This window comes from Roseomonas sp. USHLN139 (assembly GCF_037145735.1).
Lineage (GTDB): Bacteria > Pseudomonadota > Alphaproteobacteria > Acetobacterales > Acetobacteraceae > Pseudoroseomonas.
Genome location: NZ_JBBCWY010000004.1, coordinates 25,069 through 38,281, shown reverse-complemented (window position 1 = coordinate 38,281; position 13,213 = coordinate 25,069). Strand labels below are relative to the sequence as shown.

13 protein-coding genes are annotated in these 13,213 nt (G+C 73.0%); 4 read left to right on the top strand and 9 right to left on the bottom strand.

Annotated elements, in window-relative coordinates:
• The first annotated feature begins 21 nt into the window (after window positions 1-21).
• Window positions 22-345, top strand: a complete 324-nt coding sequence (locus WFI16_RS12955) for a glycosyl transferase family 39 (RefSeq protein WP_419898234.1) — start codon at window positions 22-24, stop codon at window positions 343-345.
• 242 nt (window positions 346-587) lie between these two features.
• Here WFI16_RS12955 and WFI16_RS12950 read toward each other — a convergent pair whose 3' ends face one another.
• Both WFI16_RS12950 and WFI16_RS12945 read right to left on the bottom strand, forming a co-directional pair.
• Window positions 588-758: a hypothetical protein gene (locus WFI16_RS12950; RefSeq protein ID WP_419898233.1), complete on the bottom strand. Its 171-nt coding sequence runs from the start codon at window positions 756-758 to the stop codon at window positions 588-590.
• A gap of 87 nt (window positions 759-845) precedes the next feature.
• Window positions 846-1,943 (bottom strand): alpha/beta hydrolase, encoded by a 1,098-nt coding sequence (locus tag WFI16_RS12945; RefSeq protein WP_419898232.1) that lies wholly within the window; start codon window positions 1,941-1,943, stop codon window positions 846-848.
• 279 nt (window positions 1,944-2,222) lie between these two features.
• On the opposite strand from WFI16_RS12945, the gene WFI16_RS12940 reads away from it, so the two are divergent.
• Window positions 2,223-3,086: an oxygenase MpaB family protein gene (locus tag WFI16_RS12940; RefSeq protein WP_419898231.1), complete on the top strand. Its 864-nt coding sequence runs from the start codon at window positions 2,223-2,225 to the stop codon at window positions 3,084-3,086.
• 19 nt (window positions 3,087-3,105) lie between these two features.
• The gene (locus tag WFI16_RS12935) at window positions 3,106-4,035 is read left to right on the top strand and encodes a hypothetical protein (RefSeq protein WP_419898230.1); all 930 of its coding nucleotides are present in this window, start codon (window positions 3,106-3,108) and stop codon (window positions 4,033-4,035) included.
• Window positions 4,036-4,330: 295 nt separating this feature from the next.
• Here the strand turns inward: WFI16_RS12935 and WFI16_RS12930 are convergent, their stop codons facing one another.
• The 3 genes from WFI16_RS12930 to WFI16_RS12920 are packed head-to-tail and all read right to left on the bottom strand — an operon-like array spanning window position 4,331 to window position 7,730.
• Complete coding sequence (locus tag WFI16_RS12930) at window positions 4,331-4,642, bottom strand: hypothetical protein (RefSeq protein ID WP_419898229.1); 312 nt, start codon at window positions 4,640-4,642, stop codon at window positions 4,331-4,333.
• Window positions 4,639-7,167 carry a cytochrome c oxidase subunit I gene (gene ctaD / locus WFI16_RS12925; RefSeq protein WP_419898228.1) on the bottom strand — a complete coding sequence of 843 codons (2,529 nt, stop codon included), beginning with the start codon at window positions 7,165-7,167 and terminating at the stop codon, window positions 4,639-4,641. The genes WFI16_RS12930 and ctaD overlap by 4 nt, the downstream gene beginning before the upstream one ends.
• On the bottom strand, window positions 7,164-7,730 hold the full coding sequence (locus WFI16_RS12920) for a hypothetical protein (RefSeq protein WP_419898227.1): 567 nt from the start codon (window positions 7,728-7,730) through the stop codon (window positions 7,164-7,166). The genes ctaD and WFI16_RS12920 overlap by 4 nt, the downstream gene beginning before the upstream one ends.
• A gap of 132 nt (window positions 7,731-7,862) precedes the next feature.
• On the opposite strand from WFI16_RS12920, the gene WFI16_RS12915 reads away from it, so the two are divergent.
• Window positions 7,863-8,390: a DUF2231 domain-containing protein gene (locus WFI16_RS12915; RefSeq protein ID WP_419898226.1), complete on the top strand. Its 528-nt coding sequence runs from the start codon at window positions 7,863-7,865 to the stop codon at window positions 8,388-8,390.
• Here the strand turns inward: WFI16_RS12915 and WFI16_RS12910 are convergent.
• Genes WFI16_RS12910 through WFI16_RS12895 form a run of 4 tightly spaced genes read right to left on the bottom strand, consistent with a single transcriptional unit; the run spans window position 8,357 to window position 12,665 of the window.
• On the bottom strand, window positions 8,357-8,851 hold the full coding sequence (locus tag WFI16_RS12910) for a CopD family protein (RefSeq protein ID WP_419898225.1): 495 nt from the start codon (window positions 8,849-8,851) through the stop codon (window positions 8,357-8,359). The two genes, WFI16_RS12915 and WFI16_RS12910, sit on opposite strands and share 34 nt — an antisense overlap.
• Complete coding sequence (locus tag WFI16_RS12905) at window positions 8,848-9,540, bottom strand: cytochrome c oxidase assembly protein (protein WP_419898224.1); 693 nt, start codon at window positions 9,538-9,540, stop codon at window positions 8,848-8,850. The genes WFI16_RS12910 and WFI16_RS12905 overlap by 4 nt, the downstream gene beginning before the upstream one ends.
• Entirely contained in the window at window positions 9,537-10,346 is an 810-nt protein-coding gene (locus tag WFI16_RS12900; RefSeq protein WP_419898223.1) for a formate/nitrite transporter family protein, read from the bottom strand. The genes WFI16_RS12905 and WFI16_RS12900 overlap by 4 nt, the downstream gene beginning before the upstream one ends.
• Before the next feature lie 48 nt (window positions 10,347-10,394).
• On the bottom strand, window positions 10,395-12,665 hold the full coding sequence (locus WFI16_RS12895; RefSeq protein WP_419898222.1) for an FdhF/YdeP family oxidoreductase: 2,271 nt from the start codon (window positions 12,663-12,665) through the stop codon (window positions 10,395-10,397).
• Window positions 12,666-13,213 lie beyond the last annotated feature (548 nt).

The window sequence follows — 13,213 nt, the reverse complement described above, 5'->3', positions numbered from 1 at the left end:
TGACGCATGAGGATGCTGACCATGACCAAGATCTCCGCCCTTCTGGTGGCCGCCGGCCTGGCCCTTGCCCCGGGCCTGGCGAGCGCCGCCGACCTCTACGAGAACACCAACAACGCCTCGGCCGTGGGCAGCCCCTTCGCCTATGCGATGCCGGTGACGCAGAGCGCCGAGGCCGGCCTGCCGCTGCGCGTCGGCAATTCGGCCGGCGCCTCCCGCCTGGCGCAGGCGGAGGCCGCCCCGGCGACGGCCAGCCGGGCGCATGGCAGCCTGCCGCTGGTGGTGGGCAATTCGGCCTCGGCCTTCGGCGGCCCCGGCACCGGGCCTGCCGGCAGCATCCGCGGCTGATATCCGCGGTTGATCCTGGCGCCGCCGCCGGATCGGTGGCCCGATGCCGGAACCCTCGATCCACGCCCCGCTGGAGAGCCAGCGGGGCGTGGCGCGTTTCTGGGCCCTGGGACGACGCAGCGCAGCCGGCAGCACCTGCATCTCGCCCGGGATGCCGCCGTTCTGCCGGGGGCAGCGGCTTCATCCGGCTGCTGCTGGCCCGGCGCCAGCCAGCGGCGCGTCGAACCGGCCTGCGTCCAGGATCACCTCAGATAGGCGCGGATCGCCTGGACAAGGCGACGCCAGAAGCCGGGCCGGTCGTCATCCGGCTCGGGGCCACCGCCGCCGTGCCGGCGCACCTCGAACTTGACCTCGATCTTGATGCGAGGGATGCGGAAGCGAGGACCGCCATCGAGGGTGCCTGCGTGTGCCATTGCCGGTTTCCAGATGAGGGGACCTGTCGTCAGGGCCGGCGGGATTGCGGGCATCCCGGCCCTTCCGCTGCCATTCGCCGTTGTGCCCTACGAGCCGCTGGCCAGGGCGATCAGATGCTGCGCCACCGCCGCCGGCTGCTCCTGCTGCACCCAGTGGCCGGCGCCGGGGATCAGGTGCAGGCCGCGGAAATCGGCGCAGGCCTCCTGCTGCATGCGGGTCAGGGCGAAGGGCGCCTGGTGGATGCCCCAGTCGCTGCTGCCGGCGATGAAGACGGCCGGCACCTCGATCCGCCGGCCGCCGAACAGGGTCAGGTCCGCGGCATTCGCCCCGCTGGTGTTGCAGCGATAGGATTGCAGGCCGCCGGCAAAGCCGGTGCGGGCGTATTCCGCGGCATAGACGGCCAGTTCCGCATCCGGCAGCCAGGGCGCCTCGGCGGCCGGAGGGTGCGGCGCCACCGCCTCCGGCATCGTCGCCCCCAGGGGCATGACGTAGTAGTCCGGCAGCTTGGCCAGCTCATCCGCGGTCCAGCCGGTCAGCGGGAAGGGCCGGTTGTCCGGCCAGTCGGCGCTCTTGTGGTGGTAGTAGGCGCGCAGGAAGGCGTGCAGCCCCTGCGGCGGATGGTCCATCTCGGCGGCGGCGTGCCGCTCGGCATAGTACCACTGGTAGTGCTTACGCGGCGGCTGCAGCGCGGCCAGGCCGGCATCCGGATTTCCCGCCGGCGCCACGCCGAAGCGCGGCGGGCCGGCGAAGGGCGCGCTCATCATCGCCAGGCGCCGGAACACGTCGGGGCGGATCAGCGCCGACCAGGCGGCGACCGACGAGCCATAGTCATGCCCCACCACCATCTCGACCTGCGGCAGCCCGAGCGCCTGCAGCAGGGCCAGCTGGTCGCGCACCATGTTGAGCATCTGGAAGGGCGCCAGCGGCGCGTCGTAGGCGGCGTTCCAGCCGGTGGTCCGGCCATAGCCGCGAAGGTCGGGCGCGATGACGTGGAAGCCGGCCGCGGCCAGGGCGGGCATCACCTTGCGCCAGGAGAAGGCGAGCTCCGGGAAGCCATGCAGCAGCAGCACAGCGGGCTGCCCGGCCTGGCCGGCCTCGAGCAGATGGACCGCGAGGCCGTTCACCCCGTCGAGGAGGCGGCTGCGGAGGCCGGCAGGCAGCAGGGCAGCGTCGAGAGGCGTCACGATTCGGGGTTTCCTCACGGGGTTCTTGGTTGTTCTCGGGCATCGCGGCGGCATGGCGCCGCCTGCCGGTCGTCGGCCCCGCCCGCGATGCCGGCAGGCGCGGACGCGCCTGTCGCCACGGCCGGGGCGCCGCGCGGCGATCCTGAACGGCGCGACGCCGGATGCAAAGCCCGGCGCCTGGCCGTGTCGCCCTGCCCGGCTCGCGGCGCGAGCCCTCGGCCCTGCCCAGCTCTCCGGCCTCGGCTTGCCGCAGGCCAGGCACGGACCATATCCGGGGTCATGGCCATTCCTTCGCCCCGCGCCCTGCCGCCGGATCCGGCGCAGGCCCTGAAGTCCGCCATCAGCGCCCGGGTCGTCGCCCTGTTCAACGACCGCGCGCGCGGCGAGGCGCCGGTGGTGCGCCGGACCGACGGCCTGTTTGGCCCGCAGGCGGTGGCCTGGCGCGTGCACGGCGATGTCGCCGCGATGATGGTCGGCGGCATCGCCTCGCTGCTGCTGCAGATGCTGCACCCGGCGGTGCTGGCCGGCGTCTGGGACCATTCCAACTTCCGCGCCGACATGCAGGGCAGGCTGCGGCGCACCGCCCGCTTCATCGCGCTCACCACCTATGGCGGGCGCGCGGAGGCGGAGACGGTGATGGCGCGGGTCCGCCAGATCCACGAGCGGGTGCGCGGCACCCTGCCCGACGGCACGCCCTATGCCGCCGGCGATCCGGCGCTGCTCGCCTGGGTGCATGTGACGGAGGCCACCAGCTTCCTGGCCGCCTGGCGTCGCTATGCGGAGCCCGGCATGTCGCTCACCGACCAGGACCGCTATTTCGCGGAAATGGCGCAGGTGGCGCGCGCCCTGGGCGCGGCGCCGGTGCCGTGCAGCCTGGCAGAGGCGCAACGCCTGATCGAGTCCTACCGGCCGCAGCTGCGCGCCGATGCCCGCACGCGGGAGGTGCGCCGCCTGGTGCTGCAGCCGGCCGACGCCGATCGCGTGACCGCCGGGATGCAGGTGCTGGCGAACCAGGCGGCGATCGACCTGCTGCCGGGCTGGTCCCGCCGCCTGCACGGGCTGCCCAATCCGCTGCTGGGCCGGCCGCTGGTGCGGGCGGGAACGCTGGGCGTCGCGCAGACCCTCCGCTGGGCCTTCCGCTGACCACAAGGGGAAGCGCCCCATGACCGAGCCGGCAACGGCGTTCAGCGTGACGCAGCAGAGCCCGGGGGACGGCCCGGCCGGGGCGACGGCCCACTTCCCCTATGACCGCATGACGGTGGAACGCTTCCGCGAGGCTTTCCCCCAGGCCCGTTGGCGCGACGATCTGGGCGCCTGGTTCGTTCCCGGCACGCAGGCGGAACGCCGCCTGACGCGGTGGATGGGCCGCGAATGGTCCGGCGTGCTGGCCTATGCGGATCAGCGCGGCCGCGATGCCTTCACCTTCGAGCCGATCGCCAGCCCCTATCTGGAGGTCGCCGACGACCTCCTGGTCCGCACGCCCTATTCCCGCACGGTCATCACCGAGCTGCGGGAGGTGCCCTGGGCCCGCTGGGACGGGACATCGAGGGTCTGGCGCGTGCCCTTCCTGTCATTCGAGACGCTGCAGAAGCGTTGGCCCGCTATCGAGGCCGCTGCCCGCATGGCCGAGCCCGAGGCGCGGCGCCAGCGCGCGGAGAGTCGCAGGACCGCCCCCGAGGCGGCGGACCGGCGTGCCGAGGCCGCCGAGCGCCGCCGCAACCGCTATCCCGTGGCAGCCGATGCGCCGCCGCCGCTCGATCGCGTGCTGATGACCCCTCTGGGATGCGTGGTCTTCGAGGCGCTCACCGGCGAGCTTGCCGATCCCGCGACGCTGGCCCGCTTCTACCCGGGCATCGCCACCGACTCCGCCACGCCGATCTGGGCGACCTGGCGCCGGCCGAGCCACGCCGAGCTGGTCCAGGCCTGGCCCGCCCGAGCCGGGGTCGCCCCCGCCGAGCTGGCGCGCAGCTGGTGGCAGCCGGATATCACGGTGCTGCGGGAGGAACGCCGCCGGGCGGCCGCGCTGGAACGGGCAGCAGCGACGCGGCAGGCCAGGCGCAGCGGGCTTGAGGCAGCAGGCTCGGAGAGCTGAGAACCCTGTCCATGCCGCCAGCCGGGCCGGAAGGGGCCGTCGGGCAGAACCGGCCGCGCCTTCAGCGGCGTGAAGGCCCGCTGCAGGACGCGGCCTTGGGGTTCGCGCGCTGTGCGGAAGAGCACGAGGCCGCGCAGCCACGCCGAATGGCGGGGCGGGCTTCATCGCCGGTGCGGAACTCTGCGACGAGGGCGGGATGCCGCAGGTCCGATCGGGCGAGCGACGGCGCAGGCCACGGCAGGGGCGCAGGGCCGCGGCTGATGCGCCCCGATCCGCGGCGGCCCGCCTGGCGCGCCTAGAGGCATTCCGAGGCGATGACCGTCGGCAGTCCGGTGACAAGGGTGGCGCCGCAGCCCGCCAGGGCCGAGGCCAGGCCCAGGCGCCGCTGCAGCCCCGCGGGCATGCGCGCCGCCACCAGCACCACGGCCAGCCCGCCGGCGCAGAAAGTCAGCCAGGTCCCGACCAGGACCAGGCGGAACAGCGAGACGCCGGCGCCACCGACGTCCTGCCAGCCGAGGGCGCAGCCCAGGCCATGCAGACCGTAGAGCAGCGAGAAGCCGAAGGCCCAGACCAGCAGGCCGGCCGAGGCGCGGGCGAGCAGCCTCATGGCAGCAGCGCCGGGGCGAGCACGCAGGCCAGCACGATCAGCACCGCCGCCGCCGCGTAGTCGTTGAACAGCCGCGCCACCGCCGGCTCCAGCCCGCAGCCCGGGCGGATATGGCCGGAGGCCAGGCGAGCCCGCACGAAGGCCGCGAGCAGCGCGGCAAGCAGGGCATGGAGCGCCGCATAGGCCAGCAGCGCCCAGGAGGCCGCGGCATAGGCGTGGCTGTCGGGCGGCGGCAGGCCGGCGGCGCCCAGCCAGGCCAGCGCGGCGGCGGCCAGCAGCTGCGCGCCTGCCGCCGCCGCCGCCGCGCGCCGGGCTGCCGGCTGGCGCCCGGCCTGGCCCGCCGCGGCCGCGAGGCGCGCCAGCAGCGTGCCGGCCGTCGCCGCCAGCGCCGCCACCAGTGCCGGGGCCCAGCCGCCCTGGATCATCGCCGGCGGCGGCCAGTTCGGTGCCACCACCCAGAGGAAGGCATAGCCGAAGAGCAGCGAGCCCAGCAGCGTGGCATCGGCGACCAGCAGGAAGACGCTGCCCCACCAGCCCGGCGCGCCGGCGGCCTCGCGATGCGTCGGCGCGGTCTGGCCAGGGCGGATCGACACCGGGCCGATGGCGGCGCGCCCGCCCAGCACCCAGGCCCAGCGCCAGGCCAGCGCCGCCACCGCCACCACCGGCAGCAGCGCCAGCCAGTAGAGGCCGGCCAGCAGCGCCAGGAAGAAGCTGCCGGTGACCAGCGCGGTCAGGATCGGCAGCCGGGTGTTGCCCGGCAGCAGGACGACGTGGTCGACCGCGCCGCTGCCCATGTCGACGGCCATGGTCTCGCGCCAGCCGTGGCGCGCCTCGGCCAGGTAGCCCTCGCCGCGGGCCAGCCGCTGCGGCAGGCCAGGATCGGCGGCGAGCGGCCCGTCATGCGGCGTGTCGTCTGCCAGATGCGGCTGGCTGGCGAAGTTGTAGGCCGGCGCCGGCACCGGCATCGCCCATTCCAGGCTGGCCGCACCCCAGGGGTTGCGGCGGCTGCGGCGGCCGAGGAAGACCTGCAGCGCCACGTCGATCACGAACAGCGCGAAGCCGAAGGCCATGATGAAGCTGCCGACCGAGGAGAGCAGGTTCAGCCAGGTCCAGCCCATCTCCTCCGGATAGGTGTAGATGCGCCGCGGCATGCCCAGCAGCCCGGTCAGGTGCATCAGGAAGAAGGTCAGGTTGAAGCCGACCAGGATCAGCCAGAAGGCCGCCTCGCCCAGCAGCGGCACGCGGGCGCGGCCGGTGAAATGCGGCAGCCAGTAATAGGCGCCGGCCAGCATCGGGAAGATGAAGCCGCCGACCAGCACGTAATGCAGATGCGCCACGACGAAATGCGTGTCGTGCGCCTGCCAGTCGAAGGGCACCATCGCCAGCATCACCCCGGTCATGCCGCCCAGCACGAAGACCAGGAAGAAGCCGAGCAGGTAGAGCATCGGCAGGCGGAGCTGCGGCCGGCCCTGCCAGAGCGTGCCGATCCAGGCGAAGATCTGCAGCCCGGTCGGCACCGCCACCAGCGCCGAGGCGGCGGAGAAGAAGCCCAGCGCCATGTGCGGGATGCCGGTGGTGAACATGTGGTGCACCCAGAGGCCGAAGCTGAGGAAGGCCAGGGCCAGCAGCGCCGCGACGATCCAGCCGTAGCCGAGGATCCGGCTGCGCGCCATCACCGGCAGCACGGTGGAGACCACGCCGGCGGCGGGCAGGAAGATGATGTAGACCTCCGGATGGCCGAACAGCCAGAACAGGTGCTGCCACAGCAGCGGGCTGCCGCCGCGCGCCGGGTCGAAGAAGGGCCAGTCGAAGGCGCGCTCCACCTCCAGCAGGATCGAGCCGAGGATCAGCGGCGGAAAGGCCACGATCATCATCAGCGCGGTGACCAGCAGGTACCAGGCGAAGAGCGGCATCCGCTCCAGCCGCATGCCGGGCGCGCGCAGCTTCAGGATGGTGACGATGATCTCGATCGCCGCGGCGATCGCCGAGATCTCGACGAAGGTGATGCCGAGCAGCCAGACATCGGCGCTGATGCCCGGGGTGAAGGCCTTGGAGGAGAGCGGCGTGTACATGAACCAGCCGCCATCGGGCGCGACGCCCATGACCAGCGCCGCGATCAGGATGCTGCCGCCGAACAGGTAGCACCACCAGCCATAGGCGGAGAGACGCGGGAAGGCCATGTCGCGGCTGCCCAGCAGCTTCGGCAGGAGGTACAGCGCCAGCCCCTCGAACATCGGGATGGCGAAGAGGAACATCATGATGCTGCCATGCATCGTGAACAGCTGGTTGTAGATCGCGGGCCCGACGAAGGCGCTGCCCGGCGTCGCCAGCTGGGCGCGGATCAGCATGGCCAGCACGCCGCCGATGGCGAAGAAGGCGAAGGCGGCCAGGATGAAGCGCCGGCCGATGTCGGAATGGTTGACCGTGCAGAGCGTGCCGCGCCAGCCGCGCGGCGCGCCCCAGATCGCGGTCAGCGCCTGGTGCCGGGCGACCGGCGTGGCGGCGGTCGGGCGGGGCGCGGTCATGGCTGCCGCCCGCGCTGGAAGGCGGCCCATCCCGCCGCGTCATGCGCCACCACGCGGAAGCGGTGGCGGGCATGCTCCAGGCCGCAGAACTCGGCGCATTGCCCCTCGAAGACGCCGGGCCGCGCGGCCTCGATGCGCAGCACGTTCACATGGCCGGGGACCACGTCCATCTTGCCGGCCAGCCGCGGCACCCAGAAGCTGTGGATCACGTCATTCCCCTGCAGCCGCACATCCACCGGCCGCCCGGCCGGGATATGCATCACGTCGCGCGTCACGATCGGGCCGTCGGCGCCGGGCTGGGTGAAGTCCCAGTACCACTGGTGGCCGCTGGCGCCGATCACCACCCGCTCCGGCGCGGCGCGGGCCACCATCCGCTCGCCGACCACCAGGGCGGAGCCCAGCAGCAGCAGCAGCAGCGTGGTCGGCATCGCGACGCCGAGCCCGCCCAGCCACAGGCCGGCCGCGGCGCGGCGGCCGCCACGGGCCTCGGCCCCGCCGCGGCGGAAGGCCAGCGCCAGCAGCGTCATCACCAGCAGCGTCAGCGCCGCGGCGCCCGCCAGCATCGCCCACCACAGGGTCGCGGCGGCCTGCGCGGCGGGCCCCGCCGCGTCCAGCGTCGACAGCGGCCCGGAGCAACCCCCGATGGCCAGGATCGTTGTCGCGGCGCAGAAGATTTTCCAAAGGGGGGCCGCGCGATGACCGCAGACCGTGCCGAGACCGCCGGCGAGGCGAGGGGCCTGGCCGATCCGATCGCCGACAACCCGCATTTCCACCGCACCCAGTCGCGCATCGCCGTGGTCGGCCATCCGGTGCACGCCATGCTGGTCGCCTTCCCGATCGCCCTGACCATGAGCACCCTGGCGGCGGACGGCTTCTACTGGTGGACCGGCGATGCCTTCTGGGCGCGGGCGGCGCTGTGGTCGAGCGGCGGTGCCTTCCTGATGGGGCTGGCCGCCGGCCTGTCCGGCACGGTCGAGCTGCTGATGGTCAAGGGCATCCGCATCCGCGCGGCCAGCTGGACGCATTTCATCCTCGCCGTGATGCTGCTGTCGATCCTGGGCGCCAATTGGGGCCTGCGGCTGGACGGCTACCAGCAGGCGGTGCTGCCCTGGGGGCTGCTGCTGTCCGGCTTCGCGGCGTTCTTCACCGGCATGACGGGCTGGCATGGCGGCAAGCTGGTCTTCGACTATCACATCGGCACCGCGCCGACCGGCAGGGGCTGACCGCGCGGCTGCAGCAGCCAGGCCGGCCCCGGCCATTCCGCCAGCAGCGGCTTGGCCAGCACCAGGAACAGGATCGCCGTCATGCACAGCAGGGCCGCTGCCACCAGCGGCCCGCCGGACGGCGCGTCGTATTCGCCGCGCTGCTCGCCGGCCTGCAGCGTGACATGGCCAAGCCAGGCATGGATCAGCACCAGCAGCCCGACGGCCGCCAGCTTGGCGAACATCCAGGGCACGAAGACGCCGCGCAGGAAGACCAGCGCCGTGCCCGCCGCCACCGCGACCACGGCGGCCGGGGTGACCAGTCGGACATAGGCGTTGTGGGTCAGCAGCCGGCGCCGGGTGAATTCGGCCTGCGCATCCTCCGGGCCATGCCGCGCCAGCAGCAGCGGCAGGCCGACCAGCCCGGCGCACCAGAGCGACAGGGCGGCGATGTGCAGGAACTTCAGCGCGGCGATCATCATGCCGGCAGGCCGCCGCGCCAGGCGCGCCGGCCGATCAGGGCCACCGCCAGCGCATAGGGGATGATGCCCGCCACCCACATCAGCAGCCCGGCCAGTTGCTGGTCGGCCAGCTGCGCCAGGCCCCAGGGCTCGGTGGTGCCGAAATGCGCCGCGTAGAGCGGCCGGGCGGCGAAGGTCAGCAGCGCGCCGAGCAGGCCCATCTGCGCCATGCCCAGGATCGCCGCCAGGCCGCCGGCCAGCGGCGGCGCGGCGAAGACCGCCCGCCAGGACCAGACCGCGCTGCCCAGCAGCGTCGCCTGCATCAGCCAGTAGACGCCGGTGTTCGCCAGCGCCGCGTCGTAGAGCGCCGGCAGGTGCCAGGCCCAGAGCACCGCGGTGGCGACGGCCAGGCTGAGGCCCGGCGTGCCCGGCCGCGCGGCCGGCCAGGCGAGCGCGATCAGCGGCGCCGCGGCGGTGACCAGCAGCAGGTGGTGCAGGGCGCGGGCGGAGAACAGCGCCACGCTGAGGGCGCAGAGCGGCGAGACGAAGGCCAGGGCCAGCACGCCGACCGCCGCCATCGCCAGGCCCGGCCGCCGCGACCGGCGCGCCAGCAGCAGCGCCGCGCCCAGCGCCGCCAGCAGCAGCGGATCGAGGTTCCAGCGGCTGCCGAGCTCGAAGGGCCCGGGCGGGAGGCCGCAATAGCTGGTCATCGTCTGGCCTCCCGCGCGGCTGCGGCGCCGTCCTGCCGCAGCGCGCCATGGCCCTGCGCCAGCCCCAGCGCCAGCAGCGCGCCGCCGGCGAGGTTGCCCAGGCTGCTCCACAGCAGGTTGCGCGCGCCCTCCGACCAGGCGACCGCCTCGGCCGGCATGGCCAGCCAGCCGAGCGGGATGATCGACATGTTGGCGACCGAATGCTCGAGCCCGGCCGCCACGAAGATCATCACCGGACCGACGATGGCGAGGATCTTGGCCGGCAGCCGCGGCGCCGCCATCGACATCCAGACCGCCAGGCAGACCAGCATATTGGCCAGGATGGCCGAGCAGAAGGTGGCCAGGGCGGACTTCGCCAGCTTCTCCTCCACCATGCGGCGGGCGGCGGCGCCGATGCTGTCGTCCAGCCCGCCGGCCGCGGCGTAGAGCGCCGCCACCGCCAGGCTGCCGCCCAGGTTGCCGAGCCAGACCAGCAGCCAGGCGCCGGCCATCCGCGCCGGCGGCAGCGCGCCGGTCGCCGCCGGCAGCACCATCATGGTGTTGCCGGTGAAGAGCTCGGCGCCGACCACCATCACCATGATCAGCCCGACCGAGAAGGCGAAGCCTGACAGCAGCTGCACCGCGCCGCCGTCGCCGCCGCCGGACTGCGCCACCATCGAGATCACCGAGCCGAAGGCGATGAAGCCGCCGGCGAAGCCGGCCAGCAGCAGCATGCGCGGCCAGGGCTGCTGGGCTTTGGCGGCCAGCAGCGCCGGGGCGAGCCCGGCAATGGCGCTGCCGGCCGGATCCTTGCGCGCGTCATCCATGCGACATCCTCCCCATCGGCGGCCCCGCGCGGGGCCGGCCGGCGCGCCTCAGCCGGCCGCGGCGATCCGCACCGGCACGGCCTTGGCGGCCGGCGTCTTCGATTCCCGGTCGTGGTGGTCGAGGGCGATCAGCGGATTGAGCTCCGGGTAGTAGCCGGCGATGCTGCCCTCCGGCAGGTCGAAGGGCACCACCTCCAGCGCGTCGACCCGCCGCGCGCGGCCATCGGCGGCGTCGCCCAGCAGCGCGATGCGCTGCCCGGCCGACAGCCCGGCGCGGCCGATGTCGGCCGGGTTCATCAGCACGACGTCGCGCTTGCCCTCGATGCCGCGCAGCCGGTCGCTGTAGCCATAGACCGTGGTGTTGAACTGGTCGTTGGAGCGCAGGGTGATCAGCCGGTAGCGCCCGTCGGCCTCCGGCACGTCGGTCGCGGCCAGCATCGCCGGCGCGGTGAAGGCTGCCCGGCCGCTCTCGGTCTGCCACACCCGCTGCCGCGCGCTGTTGCCGCGATAGAAGCCGCCGGGCTCGAAGATCCGCTCGTTCATGCGGGCGAACTCTTCGGGATAGGTCTCGGCGATCAGGTCGCGCACCAGGCCGTAATCGGCGGTCCAGTCGTCCCAGCGCAGCCGCGGGCTGGGCGCCAGGGTCGCCTTGGCGATGCCGGCGACGATCGCCAGCTCCGAGCGCAGCTGCGGGCTGGCCGGCCTGCGGTGGCCGAGCGAGGCATGGATATGGCTGAAGCTGTCCTCCACCGTCACCGTCTGCGGGCCGCCCTGCTGCAGATCCTCCTCGCTGCGGCCGAGGCAGGGCAGCAGATAGGCGACGCGGCCGTTGAACAGATGCGTGCGGTTCAGCTTGGTGGCGATCTGCACCGTCAGCTGCAGCTGCTCCCAGGCCGGCTCCAGCCGCGCCTGATCGGGGATGGCGCGCAGGAAATTGCCGCCGAGGCCGAGGAAGGCCCGCACCGAGCCGTCGAGCAGCCCTTCGCAGACCTCGACGGTGGTCAGCCCGGTGTCGCGCGGCGGATCGAAGCCGAACTGCGTGGCCAGCCTGTCCAGCGGCACCAGCTCCGGCTTCTCGGCGATGCCGACGGTGCGCTGGCCCTGCACGTTGGAATGGCCGCGCACCGGGCAGATGCCGGCGCCGGGCCGGCCGATATGGCCGCGCAGCAGCAGCAGGTTCACCAGCATGGCGATGTTCTCGAAGCCATGGACATGCTGGGTCAGGCCCATGCCATAGACGCCGATGACGCGCTCGGCGGCGAGATAGACGCCGGCCGCCGCCTCCAGATCGGCCTGCGACAGGCCGGATTCCCGCTCGATGCTGGACCACGGCGTGGCCGCGGCCTGGGCGCGGAAGGCCTCGAAGCCGGCGCAATGCTCGGCGATGAAGCCGTGGTCGAGCACCGTGCCGCCGCGCTGCTCGTCGGCGGCCAGCACCACCTTGCACAGGCCCATGAGGGCGGCGATGTCGCCGCCCGGGCGCACCTGCAGATACTGGTCGCTGATCCGCGTCGCGCCGGCGCCCAGCATCTGCGTCGGCCGCTGCGGGTTGACGAACTCGGTCAGGCCCTTCTCGCGGATCGGGTTGAAGGTGACGACCTTGCAGCCGCGCTCCGCCGCCTCCTGCAGCAGGTGCAGGAAGCGCGGGCTGTTGGTGCCGGTGTTCTGGCCGAAGAAGAAGATGGCGTCGCATTGCGCGAAGTCGTCCATCACGCAGGTGCCGACCGGCGAGCCGATCAGCCGCGACAGCGCCACCGAGGTGGTCTCGTGGCACATGTTGGAGCTGTCGGGCAGGTTGTTGTGGCCGTGCAGCCGGGCGAAGAGCGCGTAGAGATAGGAGGTCTCCAGGCTGGCCCGGCCGGAGGCGTAGAAGACCGAGGATTTCGGCGGCAGCGCCTTGAGCGCGCGGCCGATCGCCTGGAAGGCCTCGTCCCAGCCGCAGGGCAGGTAGCGGTCGCTGGCGGCGTCGTAGCGCATCGGATGGGTCAGGCGGCCCTGCTGCTCCAGGTCATGGTCGCTCCAGCCGCGCAGCGCGGTGACGCTGTGGCGGGCGAAGAAGTCCGGGCCGCAGCGCCGGCTGGTCAGCTCCCACAGCGTCGCCTTGGCGCCGTTCTCGCAGAACTCGAAGGCGTGCGGATGCTGGGGCTTGCCCCAGGCGCAGCTGGTGCACATGAAGCCGCCGGGCTTGTTCTGCCGCCGCAGCGTGTCCAGCGCGGCGGGCGTCGCGGCCTGCCGCAGCATGGTCTCGGCGATCCCGCGCAGGGACCCCCAGCCGCCCGAAGAGCCCTCATAGGCCACGGTGCCAGACCGCTCGCGCATCGCATCGCCCCCCGTCATTCAGGAGGTAAAGCGGTCGGGCGGCCGAAGGTTGCCGAAAGTTCATGATTGAAAGACGGGCCCGCGCCCGTTGGTGGTGCTCGGGAGGGGCAGGTGCCTCTCGCGCAGGCGTGCCGGGAGGAGGCCCGGCTGCCCCGTTTCTCAGGCCGCTGGCGTTCCGCCCGGGACCGCAAAGCCGCAGGCGGTGGCGATGATCAGCGCCATCCCTGCCGCAGGCGCCTCATTTCTTCGAATGGCGACCTCGGGCAATGTCGAGGAGGGGGAAGCAGCAGCTTCTGGCCGAGATGCGCCGCCAGTCGCCGCCAGCATTCTCTCGAGCGTGGCACGCTATCCGGACCCCGCAACGCCGGTATTCTCTCACGAGAAAGCCGCCGATCTGGCTATAAAGAGTTGATTTTGAAGGGGGGTATTTTGGAGCAGCGGTGGGAACCGGAATCCAACCTTCGCGGGCACTTGTGAGAAACGTCTCGCAGCCTGCGTCACCTTCCGGTGCGCGAGCAGGGGGCTGCTTCGGTGCCGATGCGTTGCGT